Here is a 25,876-nt window from a genome sequence, read left to right on the forward strand (position 1 = left end):
ATGACAGAGAAAGTTGCGGTTCTATTAGGAGGCTCATCTGCTGAACGTGAAGTTTCACTTCAGTCAGGAAATGCTGTGCTAGCGGGGTTACGCCAAGCAGGTATTGATGCTCATCCTATTGACCCCCAAAATTTCCCTGTAGAAACCTTGAAAGATGCAGGTTTTAATAAAGTTTTTATTGCATTGCATGGCCGAGGTGGTGAAGACGGTACATTACAAGGGTTGTTAGAAACACTAAACCTCCCTTATACCGGTAGTGGTGTTATGGCTTCAGCGCTGAGTATGGATAAGCTGAGAACAAAACAATTATGGCAAGGTGCAGGGTTAAGTGTATCGCCATATGTTTACTTAACAAAGCAGCAGTATAAGCAGGTATCGCATGAGCAAATTGTTGCTAAAGTGCAATTGCTAGGGCTACCTCTGATTGTGAAGCCTAGTCTAGAAGGTTCTAGTGTTGGCATGAGCAAAGTTGATATCCTAGAGTCATTGCCGGCGGCATTGGACCTCGCGTTTCAATTTGATGAAACGTTGTTAATTGAAAAATGGCTGAGTGGCCCGGAGTTCACGGTTGCAGTGTTGGGAGATAACACTTTGCCGTCAATTCGTATTCAACCACCGGGTATTTTTTATGACTACGAAGCAAAATATTTATCTGATGAAACTCAATATTTTTGCCCAAGTGGTTTAGGTGAACAGCTCGAATCTGAGCTCGCAGAATTAGCACTGAAAGCTTACCAAGCCGTTGGCTGCGAAGGCTGGGGACGAGTTGATGTAATGCAAGATAATGATGGTCAATTTTATCTGCTGGAAGTTAATACATCACCGGGTATGACAGGCCATAGTCTAGTACCGATGGCAGCTCGACAGGCTGGTATGAGTTTTTCACAGTTAGTTGTACAAATTTTAAAATTGGCTCGTTGATATGTCACAAGCAGCACTAAACGTTAGGCATCATAATCAGAATAATGACGAGGATCCACGTTCAGGACCGAGTAATGGCGCATTTTTAGGTGGGTTATTTTTCTTCCTATTTGTGCTTGGCACTATCCTCTGGAGTGGTTGGATGGTGATGACTTGGATGAAAGATGCTGACAGGCTGCCGATGTCTAAATTGGTGTTAACGGGGGAGCGCCATTACACCAAAAACGATGATGTCAGAAAGGCCATTTTAGCGTTAGGGCAGCCGGGGACATTTATGACCGTTGATGTCAACGCTATCCAGAACCAAATAAGCATGATGCCATGGGTACGCCAAGTGACGGTGCGTAAACAATGGCCAGATGAATTGAAAATTCACATTGTTGAATACCGCCCATTCGCTAGGTGGAATGACCAAAACATGGTAGATGAACAAGGCAGAGTATTTAACTTGCCAGTTAGCGAAAATGGTAAAGGGGATTATGTGTTGCTGTATGGGCCACAAGGTAGCCAAAAAGATGTCCTTAAAGAATTTGCAGTTTTTAAGAACACGTTAGCAGCACATAACCTAAAGTTAAAATCATTATCGATGACAGCCAGAAATGCATGGCAAATTATTTTAGATAACGATGTTAGAATCGAACTAGGTAAGAAAGATGTGTCAGAGCGGTTAAATCGGTTCCTTGAACTGTATCCGCTTTTGCAGCAAACAACGGATAAACGCGTTGACTATGTTGACTTACGTTATTCCAGTGGTGCTGCGGTGGGCTGGGCGCCACTATTGGTCGATGCTCCACCGGAGTTACAATAAAGACGATGACTAATAACAAAAATTAGGCAGAAAAAATGATTAAAGCAACGGACAGAAAATTAGTGGTAGGCCTTGAGATTGGAACTTCCAAGGTATCAGCCCTTGTTGGCGAAATTCTGCCCGATGGTATGGTTAATATTATTGGGGTGGGAAGTTGTCCATCTCGTGGAATGGACAAAGGTGGCGTAAACGACCTTGAATCAGTGGTAAAATGTGTACAAAGAGCCATTGACCAGGCGGAATTAATGGCCGATTGCCAAATTTCATCGGTTTACCTTGCGCTATCGGGTAAACACGTCAGTTGTCAAAATGAGATTGGTATGGTGCCAGTTTCAGAAGAAGAAGTGACGCAAGAAGATGTTGACAGTGTTGTGCATACAGCAAAATCGGTACGTGTACGTGATGAACACAGAATTTTGCACGTAATACCACAGGAATTTGCAATAGATTACCAAGAAGGGATTAAAAACCCAGTTGGTTTATCGGGTGTACGTATGCAAGCTAAAGTTCATTTGATCACCTGCCATAACGATATGGCGAAGAATATCGTTAAAGCCGTTGAACGTTGTGGGCTAAAAGTTGATCAGCTTATTTTTGCCGGTCTCGCTGCAAGTTATAGCGTTTTAACGGAAGATGAACGTGAATTAGGTGTATGTGTCGTCGATATCGGTGGCGGCACAATGGACATGGCGGTTTATACTGGCGGGGCTTTACGCCATACGAAAGTGATTCCATATGCAGGCAATGTGGTGACAAGTGACATCGCATATGCATTTGGAACACCACCCAGTGATGCAGAAGCCATTAAAGTGCGCCATGGTTGTGCAGTTGGTTCTATTGTTAGTAAAGATGAAACCGTTGAAGTACCAAGTGTTGGTGGGCGACCACCAAGAAGTTTACAGCGTCAAACCTTAGCAGAAGTGATCGAGCCAAGGTATACTGAGCTGTTAAACTTAGTAAATGAAGAAATTTTAAATTTACAGGAACAGTTACGTCAACAAGGTGTCAAACACCATTTGGCTGCTGGTATCGTGTTGACAGGTGGAGCCGCACAAATTGATGGTCTAGTTGAATGTGCGCAAAAAGTGTTTCATACGCAAGTCCGAATTGGTACACCGCTCAACATTACAGGCTTAACGGATTATGCGCAGGAGCCATATTACTCAACAGCGGTAGGGCTTCTGCATTACGGTAAAGAAAGCCATCTAGGCGATGATACCGAAGTAGAAAAACGTGCATCAGTTAGCGGGTGGTTTAGTAAAATAACCAGTTGGCTGAGAAAAGAATTTTAATTTTGATAAAGAAGCATATTATTAGCTTCAAAAGTAGTAAGCACAAAACGGAGAGACATTATGTTTGAACCAATGGAGCTAACCAACGATGCGGTGATTAAAGTCATCGGCGTTGGCGGCGGCGGCGGCAACGCCGTTGAACACATGGTGCGTGAACGTATTGAAGGCGTTGAGTTCTTCGCTGTCAATACAGACGCACAAGCGCTGCGTAAAACCGCAGTTGGACAAACTATCCAGATCGGTACAGGTATTACCAAAGGTCTGGGTGCGGGTGCAAATCCTGAAGTTGGCCGTAATGCCGCTGAAGAAGACCGTGAGGCGCTGCGTAATGCTTTAGATGGCGCGGATATGGTCTTTATCGCAGCGGGTATGGGCGGCGGTACAGGGACTGGTGCAGCTCCGGTTGTTGCCGAAGTTGCCAAAGAATTGGGTATTCTGACAGTTGCTGTTGTGACTAAGCCTTTCAATTTCGAAGGTAAAAAGCGCATGGCATTCGCAGAAGCGGGTATCACTGAGTTGTCAAAACATGTTGACTCATTGATCACTATCCCAAATGATAAATTATTAAAAGTACTTGGTCGTGGTATCTCATTACTGGATGCTTTCGGTGCGGCAAATGACGTACTAAAAGGTGCAGTACAGGGTATCGCTGAGCTGATTACTCGCCCTGGTTTAATGAACGTAGACTTTGCTGATGTGCGTACTGTGATGTCAGAAATGGGCTACGCAATGATGGGGTCAGGGGTTGCTCGTGGTGAAGATAGAGCAGAAGAAGCGGCGGAAATGGCTATTTCTAGTCCACTACTTGAAGATATCGACCTGTCTGGCGCACGTGGTGTATTAGTTAATATCACGGCTGGTTTCGACCTGCGTTTAGATGAGTTTGAAACGGTAGGTAACACTATTCGTGCCTTCGCATCTGATAATGCAACGGTGGTAATCGGTACATCCCTTGACCCAGAAATGCACGAAGAACTGCGTGTCACTGTTGTTGCTACAGGTATTGGTATGGACAAACGTCCAGAAATTACTTTAGTTAGCAACAAGATGTCTCAGCAGGCGTCAATGGAACAGCGCTATCAGCAAATGCAAAATAGCATGTCTTCATTAACAGAAGAGAAGCCAGCGGCTAAAGCGGTCAACGACCAAAATACGCAAACAAATAAAGAACCAGATTATCTTGATATTCCTGCGTTCTTGCGTAAGCAGGCCGATTAATTTTATTTATATTGGTTTCTCCGCTTTTTGTGCTAAAATTTCCTACTGATTATCTTGTATGATGATCAGTAGGACTTATAACATTGCGAGAAAAATACGATGATCAAACAACGGACACTAAAACGTATTATTACAGCGACTGGTGTTGGTTTACATACCGGCAAGAAAGTTACGCTTACATTACGTCCAGCGCCGGCCAATACCGGGGTCATCTACCGTCGTACTGACCTTAATCCACCGGTTGATTTTCCGGCAGATGCGAAATCAGTTCGTGACACCATGTTATGTACTTGCTTAGTGAATGAAGATAACGTGCGTATTTCGACTGTTGAGCATTTGAATGCTGCCTTAGCAGGGTTAGGTATCGATAACATTGTTATTGAAGTCAATGCGCCTGAAATCCCTATTATGGATGGCAGTGCCGCACCATTTGTATTCTTACTGCTTGATGGCGGTATTGAAGAATTAAATTGTGCTAAGAAATTTTTACGTATAAAAGAAACAGTACGTGTTGAAGATGGTGATAAATGGGCTGAAATGCGACCTTATAATGGGTTTAGCCTTGATTTCACAATTGATTTTCAGCATCCAGCGATTGATAGTAGCACACAACGCTACTCACTTGATTTCTCAGCGGAATCATTTGTAAATCAAATTAGCCGTGCGCGTACTTTTGGCTTTATGCGTGATATTGAATATCTGCAATCAAAAGGCTTGTGCTTAGGCGGTAGTTTTGACTGCGCCATCGTTGTTGATGACTATAAAGTACTTAACGAAGATGGTTTACGTTTTGAAGATGAATTCGTTCGTCACAAAATGTTGGATGCAATTGGTGATTTATTCATGTGTGGGCATAACATTATTGGTGCGTTCACCGCATTTAAATCAGGCCACGCTTTGAATAACAAGCTGTTACAAGCAGTTTTAGCGAAAGAATCAGCTTGGGATCTCGTCACATTTGAAGATGAAGCTCAATTGCCTGTTGCATTCAAAGCACCTTCAACGGTGTTTGCATAAGACTTAATTATGCAGCTATCTTCGAAAGCTAATCGAAGTTAGTCCTTTCTGTTGGTTGCACTAGTACTCTCTCCGGCTAGTGCAGCCAGCCGCTCAAATCTTTCTTTTAATCCTTTCGGACTATTTTCTGCTAATTTCAAAAGTGCTTTTGCGGTTTGTGTACTTATCTGACGTTCGTTCGTTTTTTGACTCATTGAGGCCGTTTGCTTAGTTACTGAGCTATTTTGCCTCGATTTTCGCATAAGATCGGGATTGATTCTGATGTCGATAGAAGATAAAGATGGTAGAATGGACGTTCTTAATGCGGAAAGAAGATTGAGTTTTTCGTAATTAAGTCGGGTCATCCAACTGGCATTTGCCACTTCAATGACCATAATATTATTACGGTAGTTTGCAACACGGCACATGGGTTTGATTTCAGCCGGCAGTAACCCTTTTACAGTACGATTTAGTTTGATAATCGCTTTTGCATTACGCTGAATAGTTTGTAAAGTGTTCGATGATGTTGCTAATGATCCTTCAAGAACATCAAAAAGTGCTTGTGGATGACTATCTCTCATTTTTAGCTCCGGCTGAGAATGAAACAACGAATTACAAATAATAATTTTGTCACTTATTCATTATATAAGAGTTTGATGGGCATTTTAAATTTTTGGCGACAACTCGGAAGAAAATACTTTTGGTCCCACCTGCTATTAGGTGTGGTTGCCACGGGTGTCGGTTTGCCTACAATTTTAAATGCGTTATCAGAATCTCAACACACACAGGTTAACTCTTCCCCCGTTAATCGCCAGAGCCAAGCTGTTAATGCCTTTGACAATTTATTTTCTCAACAGAATTCTCAGCGCTCTTCATCTTCATCGTCATCCTATTCAGTTAATTACTGGCAGCAACATGCGGTAAGGAATGTCATTCGGCAGCTTACTTTTGCTTTTTCGGCAACGGAAGACGATGATGTAAACACGGCAGCAGAAGAGACTGAAAAGCTTATTGTCCCACAGTTGATGCTAGATACGCTGTATGCCATGTTAGCACAGCGTTCACTTCAGTGGGATGAAAGTGTTATCCAATTTAGTCATTATAACTATCCCCATATTATTGCCTACCAACCTGCAATTTGGATTGCTCAAGTCCACGGCATTCGTGCCGGCCCGTTAACAGCTTAATCTTCATTGATGGCAAGCCAGCTTTTATTGCTGTGCTGTCTTGTGCCATAAAATTTATTAAAATTTAAAACAATTAATTGATTATTAGAGATTAAAATATGTTAACAAAGATTTTGACCAAAGTTTTTGGTAGTCGTAATGACCGTACGCTGCGCCGTTTACGTAAAGAAGTTGAAAAAATTAATCGTCTTGAACCTGATTTTGAAAAGTTATCTGATGATGAACTAAAAGCAAAAACGGTAGAGTTTCGCGAGCGTTTAACGAAAGGTGAAAGTATAGAAAGCATCATTCCTGAGGCATTTGCAACTGTTCGTGAAGCAAGCAGACGTGTATTTGGTATGCGTCACTTTGATGTGCAGCTGATCGGTGGAATGGTACTGAATGAACGCTGTATCGCAGAAATGCGTACGGGGGAAGGTAAAACATTAACGGCAACATTACCAGCTTATATCAACGCATTAAGTGGCAAAGGCGTTCACGTAGTTACGGTGAATGATTACTTAGCCAAGCGTGATGCTGAGAATAACCGCCCATTATTTGAATTCTTAGGTTTAACTGTGGGTATCAACCTGCCAGGTATGGCTCCACCTGCAAAACGTGAAGCGTATGCGGCAGATATTACTTACGGTACTAACAATGAATTTGGTTTTGACTACTTACGTGACAACATGGCATTTAGTCCAGAAGAGCGTGTTCAGCGTAAATTGCATTATGCTTTGGTGGATGAGGTCGACTCAATTCTTATCGATGAAGCACGTACACCGCTGATTATCTCAGGTCCTGCGGAAGACAGTTCTGAACTGTACCAAAAAGTAGATAAACTTATTCCATATTTGCAACGTCAAGAGAAAGAAGATTCCGATACTTTCCAAGGGGAAGGTCATTTCTCTGTCGATGAAAAAGCACGCCAAGTGACCATAACAGAACGTGGGCTAGTATTAATCGAAGAACTTCTCGCAAAAGAAGGCTTAATGGATGAAGGAGAATCTTTATATTCACCTTCTAACATCATGTTAATGCACCATGTAATGGCAGGCTTACGTGCTCACGCATTGTTTACCTTAGACGTTGATTATATTGTAAAAGATGGCCAAATTGTCATTGTTGACGAACATACGGGCCGTACAATGGAAGGGCGTCGTTGGTCTGATGGCTTACACCAAGCAGTTGAAGCAAAAGAAGGGGTTGAAATTCAAAATGAAAACCAAACCTTGGCTTCAATTACTTTCCAGAACTATTTCCGTTTATATGAAAAACTTGCAGGTATGACGGGTACTGCGGATACCGAAGCATTTGAGTTTAGCTCAATTTATAAACTTGATACAATTGTTATCCCAACTAACCGTCCAATGGTTCGTAAAGATTTACCAGACCTCGTTTATATGAACGAAGCGGATAAGTTTGCGGCAATTATTGAAGATATTCGTGAGAGAACCGCCAATGGGCAACCTGTTCTTGTTGGTACGATTTCTATCGAAAAATCTGAATTAATTTCTAATGCTTTGAAAAAAGCTAAAATTGCTCACAATGTATTGAATGCAAAATTCCATGCAATGGAAGCGGATATCATCGCAAACGCAGGTCAAGCTGGCGCAGTAACGATTGCAACTAACATGGCCGGTCGTGGTACTGACATTATGTTAGGCGGCAGCTGGCAAACTGAAGTTGCTGCATTAGAAGAACCAACTCAAGAGCAAATTGATGAAATCAAAGCAAACTGGAAAGTTCGCCATGATGCTGTTTTAGCCGCAGGTGGTTTACATATTATTGGTACTGAGCGTCATGAGTCACGTCGTATCGATAACCAGTTACGTGGTCGTGCAGGGCGTCAAGGGGATGCGGGTTCATCTCGTTTTTACCTATCAATGGAAGATGCGCTGATGCGTATTTTTGCCTCAGACCGCGTTACAGGAATGATGAAAAAGTTAGGTATGAAGCCTGGTGAAGCTATTGAGCACCCATGGGTGACCAAAGCTATTGCTAATGCACAACGTAAAGTTGAAAGCCGTAACTTTGATATCCGTAAACAATTACTTGAATATGATGATGTTGCAAGTGACCAACGTCGTGCGATTTATACTCAGCGTAATGAATTACTGGATGGCGGTGACATTAAAGAAACGGTTGATAGCATTCGTCAAGATGTATTAACCACTACGATGGATGCTTACATTCCACCTCAATCACTTGAAGAAATGTGGGACATCGAAGGGTTACACCAACGTTTAGTTAATGATTTTGACCTCGACTTACCAATCAAAGAGTGGTTAGATAAAGAGCCAGAGTTACACGAAGAAACATTACGTGAACGTATTATGGCAAAAGCGATTGAAGTTTATGATCGTAAAGAAGAAATTGTTGGCGCAGAAGCGATGCGTAATTTCGAAAAAGGTGTCATGTTGCAAACATTAGACACATTATGGAAAGAGCACTTAGCGTCAATGGATTACTTACGTCAAGGCATTCATTTGCGTGGCTATGCGCAAAAAGATCCTAAACAAGAATACAAACGTGAATCTTTCAGTATGTTTGCTAACATGCTTGAAGCATTGAAATATGAAGTGATTAGTACTTTATCTAAGGTACAAGTTCGTTTACCTGAAGAGGTTGAAGCATTAGAGCAACAGCGTCGTGAAGAAGCTGAACGTTTAGCGAAAAGGCAACAATTAAGCCATGAAGCAGGTGCTGAATCTTTAATGACTGAAACCGAGGCTAAAATAGCAACTCAAGGTCACAAAATTGGTCGTAATGATCCTTGTCCTTGCGGCTCAGGTAAGAAATATAAGCAATGTCACGGTCGCTTAAATTAATTTATTACTAACTCATTAATATAAAAAAGGCGGGATAACCCGCCTTTTTGACGAAAAAATTATGGAAAAAAAACATTTGCATATCGCGGCTGGAATTATTCGTAATTCCCAGCAACAAATTTTTATTACTAAACGCCCTGAAGGCACGCATATGGCTGGCTTTTGGGAATTTCCAGGCGGAAAACTTGAGGTTAATGAATCTCCTGAAGCAGCATTAATTCGTGAGCTTGAAGAAGAAGTCGGAATTGTAGTGACTAAGAGCGAGTTATTTCATCGCGTTGATCATGAGTTTGATGACCGTTTCATTACGCTCTATTTTTTTATCGTTTCTGCGTGGGAAAATGAACCGTACGGTAAAGAAGGGCAAGATTCGCGTTGGGTTTGTCAGCATGACCTTATTGCTGATGAGTTCCCACCGGCAAACCGTATTATTGTCGATTTATTAACGCAGAGAAGTGAATCAGCTTAATAACTGATATCGATATTAAGTGGAAAATACACAATGATATATTTTCCACTTAATTTACTGTGTCGCGACTTAACGTTTTATTTATCTGGTTGTTCACTCCAGTCATCGCTGTCAGATATATCCCCTTGACTAGCAATTCTTTTTTCTTCACTAGCCCACTCACCAAGGTCAATAAGTTGACAACGCTTACTGCAAAATGGGCGGAAAGGGCTGTTTTCATTCCAAACAACTATCTTTTTACATGTTGGGCAGTTTACTTCAATGATTTCACTCATAAATATCTATCTCTAGCTAGCAACAGGATAACTCAAAACTAATTACATCTGGAAGTATACCATTCTCACTGTCGATATGTAGAAAGCGTAAAGCAAATCGTGTTTTATGACCTGAAATTTGTGGGTAAATGAGGTGCTCAATTGGTAATTTGATACGCAGTAACTCTTTGCCCTCGACGTTATCTTGATAAAAACCATTATGAGATTCTTTTACCTCAAAATTGCCACTTTGACGAATTAATGTGAGGACTGTTTTTAATGCATTATTCAGAGGGTCAAGGCTTTGCAGCCATCCATTGATGGTTTTATTTCTTTCAATTTGTGGAATATTTAACCAAAGCTGTAAAGTGGGGAGGTCGAAGCCACAGCAGCCACCAGGGATGCTTAACCGTTGGCGCACCATACTAATAATTTTATCTGTTCGTAAATGGTGACCAAAACGTGAGGCTGACATCAATTTGGAAGTTGTATCAGATAATTGTTCCAGCAATGTAGAAATTAATTGGTTATCGGCATTAGGAGCCTCGGCCCAATTAGCTAATTGAACTCGTTGTTTTTCTAGCTCTTTCATGAGTTCAGAACGTACTTCTCCTCTATCAAGGATTTCAATTAATTCTGAAACAGAACGAAAAAAGGCAATACCAGTAGAGTAGGAAGTAATATTACTTAGCTCATAAATTTGAGATACAAGTGTTTCAAGGCGCAACCACGAACGAATTTTTTCATTCATTGGGTATTCATAAGTAATAAAATTTGTTGCAATTAATTCGCCCATTTTAATTCCTATTTTTTTATTTTTGCTAGTGTTAAGTACTGGTTATGAAAAGCGGCTACCTTGTCTGAGAGATCCGTGTCATGAGAATAGTTTGTTATTATATCATTCGCATAATCAAGTCGTTTTTCACGGCTGACTTGTGCATTAAGTATATTAGTAACTTGTTCTAAACTGGTCTTATCTCTTTTTAGAGTTCGTTGAATTTGTTCTTCAACAGTAACATCAACAACTAATACCCTATCTGCCAAATGATGAATATTATTTTCAATTAATAAAGGGACTACCCATAATACATAAGGGTAATTTATTTGTTGAAATTGTTTTTGCGTTTCTTGTTGGATCAATGGATGAAGCAGAGAATTCAGCCATTTTTTTTCATCGGGTTTGGAAAAAACAATTTCTCTTAAGCGCTGCCTATTTAGCGCCCCGTTGGGAAGAATGACATCCTTACCGAAGTGGCGTGTAATGCTTTCTAGAGCTGGGCTGTTAGGCTCAACAACTTGTCGTGCAATCACATCCGCATCAACTAGGGGAACCCCAAGTTTAGCAAACTCGTTTGCAACAGTTGTTTTACCACTTCCAATACCACCTGTTAAAGCAACTATATAAGGCATATGATTATTCATTTACTCGTTGAAAAAAAACAGATTACACTGAAATAAATCATTTGTCTTCACCCAAAGTAATATTACTGTGAATAGGTTAAAAAACAAATCGATATATTATATCTTAAAGAAAAAATATAATATCTATCTTAAATTATTTATAACTCAGTTATAACATTACCTAAATTAAATATAGGTAGATACATTGCTAGCATGACGATACCCACGAGTATAGCAATTAAAACGAGTAAAATGGGTTCAAGGTTTTTTAGGTTTTTTTCGGTAATGAAAATATATTGCTCTGAATAATATTTGAATAAATAATTGGAAAAATAGTGTATTTTTCCAGATTCTTCAGCAATAGACATTAGCTGTACAGCTAAATCAGGAAAAAACTTAGTTTGCCTCATAGCATAGGAGAGTAATTCTCCTTTATGTACCGACATATGTACGTGTTTGCAGTCTTTGTTATATTGATTATTATTAATGGTTTGAATAGCGCACTTTAAGCATTCAGATAATGATAACCCTACATTAATAGTTGAATGCATCGTTAAAAAATATAAACTTAAATTATGAAGTTGTAATGATTTTTTTAATATAGGTAAATGAATTATTGTTTTTTTTAATAAGGTCAGTGCCTTTTCCTTATATTTAAATATGAAAGGTAATAAAAATAGAATAAGACTAAGTAAGTAGGGTAAATATTCCCTTAGGAAACTTGATATGAAAGTTATAGTTTTTGTAATGAGTGGTAGTTCGTGTCTAACATTTTGATAGATACTTTCAAATTGGGGAACAACATAGGTCATCATAATGACTAATAATATTATAGAAAAAGATGATAGAATTATTGGGTATCGTGTCGATTTATTGATGAGTAAAGATACTTTATTGTTATGCTCTAAAATTGAATTGATTGTACTAAAGCTTTCCTCGTACTGCCCTGTTTTCTCGGCAATGCTAATAATACTGATTACTGTGTCATTAAAGATGGTAGGGTATTGTTTTAAATATTGTGAAAATTTCTCTCCCTTTTCAATATGGATTATTGAATTTTCAATGATATCAGTCCAAAAGGGAAGGGGGCAGTTAGTATGCAATATTTTTAAACATTGTATTAGGTTAATACCTGATGATGATAATAAAGATAATTGATGAAAAAAATGAATTCGATAATTAATGTTTTTCTTATCTAATGTAAATAATGTTTTTAATTTTATTTGTATAGGAATTAAATTTCTTTCAGATATGTTGATAAAAGCATGTTTTTTACTTTTTGCTACTAGTGTACTGTGTTTTAATTGATTTTTAAAATCAATGGCGATATATGAATAAATAAACATGTTAATTTACTCCATTTCCGATAATAGAATAGATTTCTTGAAGCGTGGTTTTACCCATTTCAACGCATTCTATACCTGCATTAAAAAGGCTAACAAAATTATTTTGGTTTTCTAATGTATTATTTTTAAGGATTTCACAGATATTGCTTTGATCTATGTATTCATAAATTGCAGTTCTTCCCATAAAACCAGAAAAACAAAGCTCACAGCCTTTTGAGGACCATTCATTGATTATATGGTTATTATGCAATTCAGTTTTTGTAGGTATTGTTTCTTTGCAGTGAGGGCAAAGTTTTCGTACCAACCTCTGTGCAATAACCATTTTTAAACAGGATTTAAGTTGACTATTTTCTATCCCCAATTGATTCATTCGCTCTATAGCACTAATTGTACAATTGGTGTGCAATGTTGACAAAACTAGATGACCAGTTTGAGCCGCTCGGGTCGCAATCTTAGCAGTTTCTTCATCACGGATTTCACCAATCATAATAACATCAGGGTCTTGCCGTAGAAGTGCCCTCAAAATAAAAGAAAAATTAAGTTTGTATTTTTCATTGACTTGGGTTTGGTTGATCCCTTGTAGGGGGATTTCAATAGGGTCCTCAATGGTTGTTATATTTCTTGAGGATTGATTTAAATATTCTAGATAACTATAAAGTGTTACTGTTTTACCACTTCCTGTTGGCCCTGTGACTAAAATTAATCCTTGTGGACGATTTAAATATTCTTTTAACCGCTCAAGAAGGGAAGAGCACATCCCTATGTGCTCTAAAGAATATTTTAATTGCGTATTCAAAATACGTAAGACTAACTTTTCACCATGAATGGTCGGAATACTCGAAAGGCGAATGCTATAATTTTGTCCGTCAAAGTACCAATTCATTTGACCATCTTGTGGAAGCCTTTTTTCCGCAATATTCATTTTTGCAAGTATTTTTATACGAGCAATGATCTCACTATTAATTTCATAAGGGGGAGAAGAAATAAAATATAGCTTCCCATCTACACGTAATCTAATTTTTAACCCCTGTTTGGTTGGCTCAAGGTGTATATCAGATGAGCGTTTATGAACCGCTGTTTTTAATAATTCTTCAACGAAATTAATAGCCGGTGATGACGTGTTTAATAGTTCAGGCTCTTGTGATTGATAATTTGTTTCCTCCTCATTTATTTCATGTACTGTGTTATTAAAATAATGGTCTATTTTTTCTTTTGGCCAAATGTCATAACAAACAGGGACACTAGCAATAAATTTCAATGTGGCTATTAAGTTATCATCTGGTTTTTTAACAACAGCGATAGATAACCTTTTTTGATTATAATCGATGATTATAATGTAGTTTCTATCGCATAAACTCTTAAGCTCTTTATAAATAAATTGGTCATTCTTAGTTATATTCATAAACATTCCCAATTAGAAGATAAATGTTTTTTCACATAATGATTTTAAGTTAGCATTAGTTTTATTTTCGCAAACAACTGCCCAATTAAAGGGTTTATCTAAGGTTGGAAGGGTTGGTGTTAATGTGACTTTTAAGTCTGATAATGATTTGTCAGTAGAAAACGTAATAACCCCAGATTTAACTTCTATTTTACTAATGTATTTCCCCGTTATATTGGTAGGGATATCATCATTACCTCCATTACATTGTAATAAGCTTCCTCGATTAAAACTGCATATTTCTATACTGTTCTTATAAGGAATAACGGTTTGGAGTACATCGGTAATTGCTGCTTTTTGCATATAGCTTTGATAGCCTGGGATCGCAATAGCACTTAGAATTGATATAATTGCAATTACTACCATAATTTCAATAAGTGAAAATCCTTGTTGATTCATAAATAAAAACCTCCGTTGTTAAGTGAGGTTTTATCATAATTAGATTTTTTAGTTAAAGTTAGAGGTTAAAAAAAGCAGTGCGAAGCACTTTGTAAATGTTTATTGAAAAATAAATTAGATTGCATTTTTATTCGAGCAGCTTCGCAATAAATAATAAAGATAAAATAGAAAGTGGGATTTGTTGATAAATTAAGTGAAGATAAATGCGCCTGTTTTGTATTCACGGGTAAGATCAATATAGATATTACCCGGAGCAATAATTCAATCATTAATTATTTAGTTTACTTTTATAATGTGTCCAATTAAAAAATGGGCCAGGATCTGTTTTGCGACCAGGAGCAATATTACTGTGGCCGGTAATATTATTTTTAATTAGTGGATACTCAACTATAAGTAAATTAGTTAAATAAGTAAGGGATTGATATTGTACTTCGGTAAATGGTTCAAAATCAGTACCTTCTAGTTCAATACCAATAGAAAAATCGTTACATTTTTCTTGGCCTTGGTAGGAAGACTGCCCAGCATGCCAAGCTCGTAAATGAAAGGGGACATATTGAATGATGGTGCCGTCACGGCGTATTAAGCAATGAGCTGAAACGCGAAGATGTTTGATTTCATTAAAAAATGGATGTTCATCAGGGTTTAAAGTCCCTGTAAATAATTGATTTATATAAGGGCCACCAAATTGGCCAGGTGGAAGGCTGATATTATGAATGACTAACAGAGAAGGTATGGTATTTGTGGGGCGCTCATCATAATGTGGAGAAGGGATATGAGTCACATTATTTAGCCAACCATTGTGTATTTTCATATCGTTATCCATAGTATTCTCTTTTCTTTTTTCGTTAACACTCGTTATCTGCAAACGAAAAGATTAGCATAGATGAAACAAAGCGAGTGCATATTTTGGAGTTAAAAATGACGATACGGCGATATGATGAACAGCAAAGACGTGAAATGCTTTTTGAGCGGTTACAAATTGATATTCCTTTTATGGTCAGTGTGGCTTTGAAAGAAGATTTAGGTCAGTCTATTGATTATAAAAAAGATATCACTGGTCAGCTGTTAAACATAGATGCGCAAGCGAGTGCTCGAATTATTACCCGCGAACATGGCGTTTTTTGTGGGAAGCAATGGTTAGATGAGGTCTTTCTTCAACTTGGTGGGCAAGTCAAAATTGATTGGAAAGTTCAAGATGGTGAAACCGTTACTCCTAACCAAGTTCTCTGCGAGATGCAGGGGCCATCACAAATTTTACTAACAGGTGAGCGCACCTCTTTGAATTTTATTCAAACGCTTTCTTCTGTTTCAAGTATTACTGCTGAATATGTAAAACAAATCGCAGGTACAAGAGCTAAGTTACTTGATACACGTAAAACTATCCCGGGCTTAAGGACTGCTTTAAAATATGCAGTATTGATGGGGGGTGGGTTTAACCATCGCTTAGGTTTATCTGATGCCTACTTAATAAAAGAAAACCATATTATATCAGCTGGTTCAGTCGAACGAGCTGTTGAATTAGCGCGTAGCGCGCATCCAGATGTCCCAATAGAAATTGAAGTTGAAAGTTTAGATGAGTTATTACGAGCCTTAAAAGCGCAAGCGGATATCATCATGTTAGATAACTTTACTCCAGTCATGATGAAAGAAGCTGTGGTGTTAACGGCAGGAAAGGCTGCACTTGAAGTTTCTGGCGATGTTACCTTAGACACAATAACAGAGTTCGCAGAAACAGGGGTTGATTTTATTTCTGTTGGTGCGCTAACCAAACATATTAAAGCCATGGATTTATCTATGCGTTTTATTGATAAAAATCATTAAGCTATATGGTGTGACACACCAAGCTATCTCAGCTAAGATCCTAAGTTATAGTATTGTTGATGTAGCTTTATCTTGAGTAGCTGTTTACGTTAAGCAGGTTTTAGGAATCTAGCTCACTTGTTAACTAACAGTATCTTGGTGTTGATTTAAATCTTTATGGGGTTACAACAAAATATTTTGTAGCCCCTAGTCAGTTGGCGCATTATGCAGTTCCTTTATCCACCTATCAATTGAAACATTACAACGCTATTTTATTTTCTACATCAACTTTATTCTAAGATGATAAGGGATAGATTTGAGTGTAATTTAACCAAATGAATTTAAGTTAAGTTTAAAAGCGGTTGTGAATTTAACGATTTATTAACATCATTGTGGTCTTGATGAGTAAAAAGTACTGCCAATGGCATTATTTGGTTAAATAATTACTATTAATGAATTTAAATTCAATTTATTGGTTGGTTTAACGATTCAGTTTCTATTTTAAAGCATAATAAGTCGGTTTTAATGTTAAAATATGTCATGTCAAATTGCATATTTAGTTATCAATTCATGCTAAATATTAAAAAAAATTGTTAAGATTTGCAGGATTTTATGATTTAGCGCAAGGTCTTTATGGACAGATAGTGAATACTTTGTTACTTTATTAACCCATAAATAAATTGGTATTACCAATTAACACTGGGTAATACGTAATCAATAATTACTCACTCATGAATATGGCAGATTATGACTTACGGTAAAATTCGCCAACCAAAGTTATCAGATGTAATAGAGCAGCGTCTCGAACATCTTATTTTCGAAGGGACACTACGCCCTGGCGAAAAGCTGCCTCCTGAGCGCGAACTTGCAAAACAGTTTGACGTATCTCGACCATCAGTGCGTGAAGCAATTCAAACGTTAGAGGCGAAAGGCCTTTTATCTCGCCGCCAAGGTGGCGGAACATTCGTGCAAAAGAAAATGTGGCAAAGCTTTAGTGACCCTTTAGCTCAGCTACTTGAAGGCAATCCTGAATCTCAATTCGATCTTCTTGAAACTCGTCATGCCCTTGAAGGTATTGCTGCGTATTATGCGGCACTTCGTGGTACAGATGAGGATCTTGAGCGGATTCGCCAAAGCTATGAATTAATTAAGACAGCGCAAGAAAATGGTGGATTAGAAGCAGAGTCAGATGCGGTATTACAATATCAATTAATTGTAACTGAAGCTGCTCATAATGTCGTTTTGCTGCACCTATTGCGCTGTATGATCCCGATGTTAGAACAAAATATTCGTCAGAATTTTGAGTTCTTATATACCCGTAAAGAAATGTATAAAGCAGTTAGTGAACATCGAGCACAGATTTTTGCCGCTATAATGGCAAGAGAGCCCGAAAAGGCACGTGAAGCTTCTCATCGTCACTTAGCCTTTATCGAAGATTTACTGTTGGATATTAGCCGAGAGCAAACTCGCAGAGAACGTTCTTTACGTCGGTTACAGCAACATCCTGATTTGAATTAATAATATAGATCCTGACTGCTGCGTCTATATTATTGTGAATACTCTAATTGAGAGTTAAAGCGGCAACTACATCAGGGCCTATCTTCCCGCTGTTTTACGGCAACTGGAAAAATAGCAGGAAGATAGGCTCCACATAAACATATAAAATAGATAACAGATAAGGAATACACCATGTCAGATATGTTAAAAAATGACGTGGATCCGATTGAAACTCGCGACTGGCTACAGGCGATTGAATCGGTCATCCGTGAAGAAGGTGTTGATCGTGCTCAGTTTATTATCGAACAGGTATTAAGCGAAGCGCGTAAAGGCGGTGTTAATATTGCCGCTGGCGCATCTGGTCATTCTGATTACATCAACACAATAGCTGTTGAAGATGAGCCGGCATACCCTGGTAACATGGATTTAGAGCGCCGTATTCGCTCTGCAATTCGTTGGAACGCAGTAATGACTGTTTTACGTGCTTCCAAAAAAGACTTAGAGCTGGGTGGCCACATGGCTTCTTTCCAGTCATCAGCAACTTTGTATGAAGTGTGCTTTAACCACTTCTTCCGCGCGCATAATAACAATGACGGCGGGGACTTAGTCTTCTTCCAAGGCCACATTTCTCCAGGTATTTACGCACGTGCGTTCTTGGAAGGTCGCTTAACTGAAGAGCAAATGAATAACTTCCGTCAAGAAATTGGTGGAAATGGTCTGTCTTCTTATCCACACCCTAAATTAATGCCTGACTTCTGGCAGTTCCCGACCGTATCAATGGGTCTGGGTCCAATTAATGCTATCTATCAAGCTAAGTTCCTGAAATATCTTGATAACCGTGGACTGAAAGATACATCAGCTCAGCGCGTATATGCATTCCTAGGTGATGGTGAGATGGATGAGCCAGAATCTAAAGGTGCAATTACTATCGCCACTCGCGATAAATTAGATAACTTAGTATTTGTTATCAACTGTAACTTGCAACGTTTAGATGGCCCAGTTACAGGTAATGGTAAAATTGTTAATGAACTAGAAGGTATCTTTAATGGTGCTGGCTGGCAAGTTATCAAAGTTATGTGGGGCGACCGTTGGGATGAATTACTGCGTAAAGACACGAGCGGTAAACTTGTTCAATTAATGAACGAAACCTTAGACGGCGACTACCAAACCTTTAAATCACGTGACGGTGCATATGTACGTGAGCATTTCTTTAATCGTTACCCAGAAACTGCAGCATTAGTTAAAGATATGACTGATGATGAAATTTGGGCTCTGAACCGTGGTGGTCACGATCCGAAGAAAGTGTACGCAGCATTCAAAAAAGCACAAGAAACGAAAGGTAAACCAACTGTTATTTTAGCGCAAACCATCAAAGGTTATGGTATGGGTGAAACTGCAGAAGGTAAAAATATTGCTCACCAAGTGAAGAAAATGAACATGGATGGCGTTCGTCATTTCCGTGATCAATTCAATGTACCAGTTGCTGATGAGCAAATTGAAAAACTGCCATACATTACGTTTGAAAAAGATTCCGAAGAGTACAAATATCTGCATGAGCGCCGTCAAGCGTTAGGTGGTTATTTACCCGCTCGTCGCTCAACCTTTGACGAAAAATTAGATATCCCAGCACTGGCAGATTTCAGCCAATTATTGGAAGAACAATCTAAAGAAATTTCAACAACTATCGCGTTCGTTCGTGCGTTGAACGTCATGTTGAAAAACCAATCGATCAAAGAGCGTTTAGTACCAATTATCGCTGATGAAGCGCGTACATTTGGTATGGAAGGCCTATTCCGTCAAATCGGTATCTATAGTCCTAAAGGTCAGCAATATACTCCGCAAGACCGTGAGCAAGTTGCTTACTATAAAGAAGACTCGAAAGGTCAAATCCTGCAAGAAGGTATCAATGAGCTGGGTGCGGGTTCTTCTTGGTTAGCGGCTGCGACATCATACAGCACTAACAACCTGCCAATGATCCCATTCTATATCTACTACTCAATGTTTGGTTTCCAACGCATTGGTGACTTGATGTGGGCAGCGGGTGACCAGCAAGCACGCGGTTTCTTAATCGGTGGTACTTCAGGCCGTACAACACTGAATGGTGAAGGCCTACAGCATGAAGATGGCCATAGCCATATTCAATCACTGACTATCCCTAACTGTATTTCTTATGACCCTGCATTTGCTTATGAAGTTGCTGTCATTATGCAAAACGGTTTAGAGCGTATGTACGGTGAGAAACAAGAAAACGTTTACTACTACATCACGACGCTGAATGAAAACTATCATATGCCAGCAATGCCAGAAGGCGCAGAAGAAGGTATCCGTAAAGGTATCTATAAACTGGCTTCTGTTGAAGGTAGCAAAGGTAAAGTTCAGTTGTTAGGTTCAGGTTCTATGATGCGCCACGTGCGTGAAGCCGCTGACATTCTGTCTGCAGAATATGGAATTGGTTCTGATGTCTATAGTGTGACTTCTTTCACTGAATTGGCTCGTGATGGCCAAGACTGTGAGCGTTGGAACATGCTGCATCCATCTGAAGCACCACGCGTTCCATACATTGCACAAGTGATGAATGACGCACCAGCCGTTGCATCAACTGACTACATGAAACTGTTCGCAGAACAAGTTCGTACATATGTTCCTGCAAGTGATTACCGTGTTCTGGGTACAGATGGTTTCGGTCGTTCAGACAGTCGTGAAAACCTGCGTCACCACTTTGAAGTGGATACATCCTATGTGATCGTTGCAGCGTTAGGTGAATTAGCTAAACGTGGTGAGATTGATGTAAAAGTCGTTGAAGAAGCGATTAAAAAATACAACATCAACCCAGATAAAGTTAACCCACGTTTGGCATAAGAGGTAAAAATCAATGTCTATTGAAATCCAAGTGCCTGATATCGGTGCTGATGAAGTTGAAGTCACCGAAGTGATGGTTAAAGTTGGCGACAAAGTAGAAGCGGAGCAATCACTTATTACCGTTGAAGGTGATAAGGCTTCTATGGAAGTCCCATCTCCACAAGCGGGTGTGGTAAAAGAAATTAAAATTGCTGTTGGCGATAAAGTGACAACAGGCAAATTAATCATGGTATTCGAAGCAGAGGCGGGCGCCGCAGCGCCTGCTCCTGCAGAAGCCCCTGCGGCTCCAGCGGCAGCACCAAGCGCAGCAGCATCTAAAGATGTTGCTGTACCAGATATCGGTGGCGATGAAGTTGAAGTTACTGAAATCATGGTTAAAGTCGGTGACAAAGTAGAAGCTGAGCAATCTTTAATTACAGTTGAAGGTGATAAAGCCTCAATGGAAGTTCCTGCGCCATTTGCTGGAACGGTCAAAGAAATCAAAATTGCGACTGGCGATAAAGTGAAAACTGGCTCGCTGATCATGGTATTTGAAGTTGCAGGCGCGGCACCTGCTGCGGCTCCTGTTGCACAAGCAGCGGCACCAGCAGCTACAACAGCTTCAGCAATTAAAGATGTTAATGTTCCTGACATCGGCGGCGATGAAGTTGAAGTTACCGAAGTGATGGTCAAAGTGGGTGATACTGTTTCCGCTGAGCAATCAATCATTACGGTTGAAGGCGACAAAGCTTCAATGGAAGTACCAGCGCCATTTGCGGGAACAGTTAAAGAAATTAAAATTGCGACTGGCGATAAAGTGAAAACTGGCTCGCTGATTATGACCTTTGAAGTGGCAGGTGCAGCTCCAGCAGCGGCTCCAGCTGCTCAACCGTCTGCTCCGGCTCCTGCGGCAGCTCCTGCACAAGCAGCGCCAGCGAAAGCAACTGACAACAAAACTGAATTTGTTGAAAATGATGCATACATCCATGCAACTCCAGTCATTCGCCGCTTAGCGCGTGAATTTGGTGTTAACTTAGCGAAAGTGAAAGGTACAGGCCGTAAGGGTCGTATCCTGCGTGAAGACGTTCAAGCTTACGTGAAAGATGCAGTAAAACGTGCGGAAGCTCCTGCAGCTGCAGGTGGCGGTTTACCAGGTATGCTGCCATGGCCGAAAGTGGATTACAGCAAATTCGGTGAAGTCGAAGAAGTTGAACTGGGGCGTATCCAAAAGATTTCTGGCGCTAACTTAAGCCGTAACTGGGTGATGATCCCACATGTTACACTGATGGAAGAAGTGGATACCACTGAAGTTGAAGAGTTCCGTAAGCAACAAAACAAAGAAGCTGAGAAGAAAAAACTGGATGTGAAAATCACACCATTAGTTTTTGTCATGAAAGCGGTTGCTCGTGCTCTGGAAGAAATGCCACGCTTTAATAGCTCCATTTCTGAAGATGCGCAGCGTCTGTTCCTGAAAAAATATATCAACATCGGTATTGCAGTTGATACTCCAAATGGCCTCGTTGTTCCTGTCTTCAAAGACGTTAACAAAAAAGGTATTTTAGAGTTATCTCGTGAACTGATGGAAGTTTCTAAGAAAGCGCGTGCAGGTAAACTCACTGCGTCTGATATGCAAGGCGGATGTTTCACCATTTCTAGCCTTGGTGGTATCGGTACAACTGGTTTTGCACCAATCGTGAACGCACCTGAAGTTGCTATTATGGGGCTGTCACGTTCTTCAATGAAACCTGTTTGGAATGGTAGCGAGTTTGTTCCTCGCCTGATCCTGCCAATGTCACTGTCCTTTGACCACCGTGTCATCGATGGGGCTGATGGAGCGCGCTTCATCACCCTAGTAGGGCAATTAATGAGCGATATTCGCCGTTTAGTGATGTAAATAATAAGACCGGCGAATAAGCCGGTCTGTCTTATTTAGGCTGAGGCAGAATTTTTTGCTGCTGCTACGAAAGGTTGGGAGTTACATCACGAAATGAGCCTTTTCAGGGTGTTAACAATTCTGTAAACTGCTCTCGGTGTGTACTTTTCCAGTGGAAGATCGTTTATTCAGCAGTACCGCTGGACAAAACAAAAAGAGGTCATGATGAGTACTGAAATTAAAGCCCAAGTCGTTGTGCTTGGTGCAGGCCCTGCAGGTTATTCTGCGGCTTTCCGTTGCGCTGACTTAGGTTTAGAAACTGTTTTAGTAGAACGTTATTCAACCCTTGGTGGTGTTTGTTTAAACGTTGGCTGTATCCCTTCAAAAGCTTTATTGCATGTTGCAAAAGTGATCGAAGAAGCAAAAGCATTAGCAGAACACGGTATCGTATTTGGTGAGCCAAAAACGGATATCTCTAAAGTTCGCTTATGGAAAGAAAAAGTGATCAATCAGCTGACGGGTGGTCTGGCTGGTATGGCGAAAGGCCGTAAAGTTAACGTGGTTAACGGTCTAGGTAAATTCACTGGTGCAAATACACTGGTTGTTGAAGGCGAAAACGGTAGCACGACTATCAACTTCGATAACGCAATTATTGCAGCGGGTTCACGTCCAATTCAATTACCATTCATTCCTCATGAAGACCCACGTATTTGGGATTCAACTGATGCGTTAGAACTGACAGAAGTTCCTGAGCGTCTGCTGGTTATGGGTGGGGGTATTATCGGTTTAGAAATGGGAACTGTGTATCATGCACTGGGTTCTCAAATCGATGTGGTTGAAATGTTTGACCAAGTCATCCCAGCGGCTGACAAAGATGTGGTTAAAGTATTCACCAAACAAATCAGTAAAAAATTCAACCTACTGTTAGAAACTAAAGTCACAGCTGTTGAAGCGAAAGAAGACGGTATCTACGTTTCTATGGAAGGTAAAAAAGCTTCCGCAGAACCACAACGTTATGATGCTGTATTAGTGGCTATCGGCCGTGTTCCTAACGGTAAAAACTTAGATGCAGGTAAAGCAGGCGTTGAAGTTGACGATCGTGGCTTTATCCATGTCGATAAACAAATGCGTACTAACGTTCCGCACATTTTCGCTATCGGTGATATCGTTGGTCAACCAATGTTGGCTCACAAAGGTGTTCACGAAGGTCACGTTGCCGCAGAGGTTATCTCTGGTCTGAAACATTACTTTGACCCGAAAGTTATTCCATCTATCGCTTATACTGAACCAGAAGTTGCTTGGGTTGGTTTAACTGAGAAAGAAGCGAAAGAACAAAACATCAGCTATGAAGTTGCGACTTTCCCATGGGCAGCATCAGGCCGTGCAATCGCATCTGATTGCTCTGAAGGTATGACTAAACTGATTTTCGACAAGCAATCTAACCGTGTTATCGGTGGTGCGGTTGTCGGTGTGAACGGTGGTGAATTACTGGGTGAAATCGGCCTAGCAATTGAAATGGGTTGTGATGCTGAAGATTTAGCATTGACTATCCATGCTCACCCAACACTGTACGAATCAATCGGTATGGCTGCTGAAATTTACGAAGGTAGCATTACTGATTTACCAAACGCAAAAGCGAAAAAGAAAAAATAATTTTCTTTAATCGCACAGATAAACAGTATCTCTAGTATGCTGTTTATCGCCAAAGCGAATTGAAGCCAATGTGGAAACACATTGGCTTTTTTTGTTTTTTTGAATATATACAATCAGTCACATAGCTCTGTTCTGTTATTTATTAAAATCAATATTAATTGTTTTATAAGTAATACGTGTTTAATTTTAAATGGCCGAATCTTTATTAATAATAACGGTTAGTTGACTATAAAAATATTAAATTCTAATTTCTTTATTCTATTTTTTATTGATAACTAATAAGGAAGTTAGTTTATGGATGATGTGACACACCTAGGTACAATAACTGTATGGGGAAACAATCCAAGAGAACATTTTAATGATTATTTTAATAATTATGATAATGCTCATGAAGATATTGATTTAACTGGGAGGTATGAAGAATTAAAAAATGTTTTAAATGAAAATCTTTATGATAATAAAAATATAGCTCATATCCATGATGATGTTGATAATCACAAAGTCGATGCTTTTCAAGATTCTTCTACTACAATTAAGGATGATTTAAAATCTAAACAAATATTAATTGAAAATGATTTAATTACATTGAGAAAGGATATTGCGGAAATTGAGAAATCGCCTGGCTGGAAATTTATCATTGATCCGCAAAAGTACCCTTGTACATATAAATGGAATTTTCAATCTTCAGACTCCTCAAAATTAAAAATTTCAGCAACCTTTAAATTTCGCACAATTGAAGATAGAGACAGGCTCCTCGCAGATGATTTTGACGATAATATACCGGGTATACCGAGGTTTCCTTTTGATAATATAAATCTATATATAGATGCGGTTAATAAGCGAGCTGACCGTGATGCTATAATTCAATTGCTCGAAATTAAGAGACAACATAAAAGTATTACGGATAAAATTCAGTTTAATGTAAATGAATTAAATAAGCTGAAAATAGCCCAAAGTAGTGTATTTGTTGTTCCCACACCGAATGTTCCTACATTACCTCATGGCGTTGCTTCAAATTCACAAGTAACACAAACGGCAAATAGCAATATTGTAAAAGGTATCGAAAAGACATTAGGTAATATTCGTGATGGCCTAGCGGAAACGTTTGATTGCTCTTTTGGCATGAGTTGCTCAAATGATTTAGATAAAGCAGCAAAAAATTCAAGTGTTGAGAAACCTCATACTGGTGGGGACCAAATACCTGAACAAGGCCGGATAGGTACAGGTGGAATCCAAATACCTGAGCAAGGAAAAATTGATACGAGTGGAAACCAGATACCCGAAAAAGGGCGGATGAATACTGGCGGAGATCAAATACCTGAACGTATAGATAATACACATGTAACCCCACAGCCTAATCAGATTACAGTAGAAGATATTGCTTATTTATCTGAGAATAAGAACAATATTAAGGAGCAATGGCATAAAGGTAGTTTTAATTCACCTGAAGAATCGTTACAGAAACATTATGAAAAGCATGGAAAAGAAGTTGGTGCAAGTAATATTGAACAATATCAACGAAAAGCTGAAGAGTTTTCAAGAAGTTTAAAAGGCGCTAAAGCCTCTAAGATAAGAGGGGCTACAGACAACGTAACTCGTTATTATAAGAACGGGAAATATTTAGATAAAACAATCGAAGGAAAGATAATATCGTTTGGAAAACAATAATAGAG

At 39.4% G+C, this 25,876-nt stretch carries 22 protein-coding genes; 14 read left to right on the top strand and 8 right to left on the bottom strand.

Annotated elements, in window-relative coordinates; all coding sequences use genetic code 11:
* From PSF09_RS11850 to lpxC, 5 genes are all read left to right on the top strand, one after another.
* Positions 1-921 carry a D-alanine--D-alanine ligase gene (locus PSF09_RS11850; RefSeq protein WP_272665812.1) on the top strand — a complete coding sequence of 307 codons (921 nt, stop codon included), beginning with the start codon at positions 1-3 and terminating at the stop codon, positions 919-921.
* A 1-nt stretch (position 922) separates the two neighbouring features.
* Positions 923-1,729 carry a cell division protein FtsQ gene (gene ftsQ, locus PSF09_RS11855; RefSeq protein WP_210837393.1) on the top strand — a complete coding sequence of 269 codons (807 nt, stop codon included), beginning with the start codon at positions 923-925 and terminating at the stop codon, positions 1,727-1,729.
* A gap of 35 nt (positions 1,730-1,764) precedes the next feature.
* Positions 1,765-3,021, top strand: a complete 1,257-nt coding sequence (ftsA, locus tag PSF09_RS11860) for a cell division protein FtsA (RefSeq protein ID WP_004262024.1) — start codon at positions 1,765-1,767, stop codon at positions 3,019-3,021.
* Between the two features lie 60 nt (positions 3,022-3,081).
* Positions 3,082-4,239 (top strand): cell division protein FtsZ, encoded by a 1,158-nt coding sequence (ftsZ, locus tag PSF09_RS11865; RefSeq protein WP_004262022.1) that lies wholly within the window; start codon positions 3,082-3,084, stop codon positions 4,237-4,239.
* Between the two features lie 99 nt (positions 4,240-4,338).
* Positions 4,339-5,256 (top strand): UDP-3-O-acyl-N-acetylglucosamine deacetylase, encoded by a 918-nt coding sequence (gene lpxC, locus PSF09_RS11870; protein ID WP_004262020.1) that lies wholly within the window; start codon positions 4,339-4,341, stop codon positions 5,254-5,256.
* 38 nt (positions 5,257-5,294) lie between these two features.
* Here the strand turns inward: lpxC and PSF09_RS11875 are convergent, their stop codons facing one another.
* Positions 5,295-5,816 carry a DUF721 domain-containing protein gene (locus PSF09_RS11875; protein ID WP_272665813.1) on the bottom strand — a complete coding sequence of 174 codons (522 nt, stop codon included), beginning with the start codon at positions 5,814-5,816 and terminating at the stop codon, positions 5,295-5,297.
* Positions 5,817-5,891: 75 nt separating this feature from the next.
* On the opposite strand from PSF09_RS11875, the gene secM reads away from it, so the two are divergent.
* The 3 genes from secM to mutT all read left to right on the top strand — a co-directional run bounded on the left by secM (position 5,892) and on the right by mutT (position 9,701).
* Complete coding sequence (gene secM, locus PSF09_RS11880) at positions 5,892-6,422, top strand: secA translation cis-regulator SecM (RefSeq protein WP_004913160.1); 531 nt, start codon at positions 5,892-5,894, stop codon at positions 6,420-6,422.
* Between the two features lie 98 nt (positions 6,423-6,520).
* A complete protein-coding gene (gene secA, locus PSF09_RS11885; RefSeq protein WP_272683939.1) occupies positions 6,521-9,232 on the top strand; it encodes a preprotein translocase subunit SecA in 2,712 nt (903 codons plus the stop codon).
* 61 nt (positions 9,233-9,293) lie between these two features.
* Positions 9,294-9,701 carry an 8-oxo-dGTP diphosphatase MutT gene (mutT, locus tag PSF09_RS11890; RefSeq protein WP_272665814.1) on the top strand — a complete coding sequence of 136 codons (408 nt, stop codon included), beginning with the start codon at positions 9,294-9,296 and terminating at the stop codon, positions 9,699-9,701.
* 77 nt (positions 9,702-9,778) lie between these two features.
* Here the strand turns inward: mutT and yacG are convergent, their stop codons facing one another.
* The 7 genes from yacG to ampD all read right to left on the bottom strand — a co-directional run bounded on the left by yacG (position 9,779) and on the right by ampD (position 15,353).
* Entirely contained in the window at positions 9,779-9,976 is a 198-nt protein-coding gene (gene yacG / locus PSF09_RS11895; protein ID WP_004262008.1) for a DNA gyrase inhibitor YacG, read from the bottom strand.
* Between the two features lie 16 nt (positions 9,977-9,992).
* Entirely contained in the window at positions 9,993-10,751 is a 759-nt protein-coding gene (zapD, locus tag PSF09_RS11900) for a cell division protein ZapD (protein WP_210837387.1), read from the bottom strand.
* Between the two features lie 8 nt (positions 10,752-10,759).
* On the bottom strand, positions 10,760-11,365 hold the full coding sequence (gene coaE, locus PSF09_RS11905; RefSeq protein WP_210837418.1) for a dephospho-CoA kinase: 606 nt from the start codon (positions 11,363-11,365) through the stop codon (positions 10,760-10,762).
* Between the two features lie 149 nt (positions 11,366-11,514).
* Positions 11,515-12,702 (bottom strand): type II secretion system F family protein, encoded by a 1,188-nt coding sequence (locus tag PSF09_RS11910; RefSeq protein ID WP_272665815.1) that lies wholly within the window; start codon positions 12,700-12,702, stop codon positions 11,515-11,517.
* A gap of 1 nt (position 12,703) precedes the next feature.
* Complete coding sequence (locus PSF09_RS11915; RefSeq protein WP_272665816.1) at positions 12,704-14,104, bottom strand: ATPase, T2SS/T4P/T4SS family; 1,401 nt, start codon at positions 14,102-14,104, stop codon at positions 12,704-12,706.
* Between the two features lie 12 nt (positions 14,105-14,116).
* Positions 14,117-14,542: a prepilin peptidase-dependent pilin gene (ppdD, locus tag PSF09_RS11920; protein ID WP_272683940.1), complete on the bottom strand. Its 426-nt coding sequence runs from the start codon at positions 14,540-14,542 to the stop codon at positions 14,117-14,119.
* Positions 14,543-14,810: 268 nt separating this feature from the next.
* Entirely contained in the window at positions 14,811-15,353 is a 543-nt protein-coding gene (gene ampD / locus PSF09_RS11925; protein WP_272665818.1) for a 1,6-anhydro-N-acetylmuramyl-L-alanine amidase AmpD, read from the bottom strand.
* A gap of 107 nt (positions 15,354-15,460) precedes the next feature.
* Here ampD and nadC point away from each other — a divergent pair, with 107 nt between their 5' ends.
* From nadC to PSF09_RS11955, 6 genes are all read left to right on the top strand, one after another.
* Positions 15,461-16,363 carry a carboxylating nicotinate-nucleotide diphosphorylase gene (gene nadC, locus PSF09_RS11930; protein WP_272665819.1) on the top strand — a complete coding sequence of 301 codons (903 nt, stop codon included), beginning with the start codon at positions 15,461-15,463 and terminating at the stop codon, positions 16,361-16,363.
* A 726-nt stretch (positions 16,364-17,089) separates the two neighbouring features.
* Positions 17,090-17,860, top strand: coding sequence for a pyruvate dehydrogenase complex transcriptional repressor PdhR (gene pdhR, locus PSF09_RS11935; protein ID WP_004261987.1), 771 nt, complete (start codon positions 17,090-17,092; stop codon positions 17,858-17,860).
* A gap of 171 nt (positions 17,861-18,031) precedes the next feature.
* A complete protein-coding gene (gene aceE, locus PSF09_RS11940; protein ID WP_004913119.1) occupies positions 18,032-20,698 on the top strand; it encodes a pyruvate dehydrogenase (acetyl-transferring), homodimeric type in 2,667 nt (888 codons plus the stop codon).
* Positions 20,699-20,711: 13 nt separating this feature from the next.
* Positions 20,712-22,571, top strand: coding sequence for a pyruvate dehydrogenase complex dihydrolipoyllysine-residue acetyltransferase (gene aceF / locus PSF09_RS11945; protein ID WP_109912932.1), 1,860 nt, complete (start codon positions 20,712-20,714; stop codon positions 22,569-22,571).
* 204 nt (positions 22,572-22,775) lie between these two features.
* Complete coding sequence (gene lpdA / locus PSF09_RS11950) at positions 22,776-24,203, top strand: dihydrolipoyl dehydrogenase (RefSeq protein WP_272665821.1); 1,428 nt, start codon at positions 22,776-22,778, stop codon at positions 24,201-24,203.
* A 294-nt stretch (positions 24,204-24,497) separates the two neighbouring features.
* Entirely contained in the window at positions 24,498-25,871 is a 1,374-nt protein-coding gene (locus PSF09_RS11955) for a hypothetical protein (RefSeq protein WP_272683941.1), read from the top strand.
* The last annotated feature ends 5 nt before the right edge of the window (positions 25,872-25,876 follow it).

This window comes from Providencia sp. PROV141, from assembly GCF_028481645.1.
Lineage (GTDB): Bacteria > Pseudomonadota > Gammaproteobacteria > Enterobacterales > Enterobacteriaceae > Providencia > Providencia rettgeri.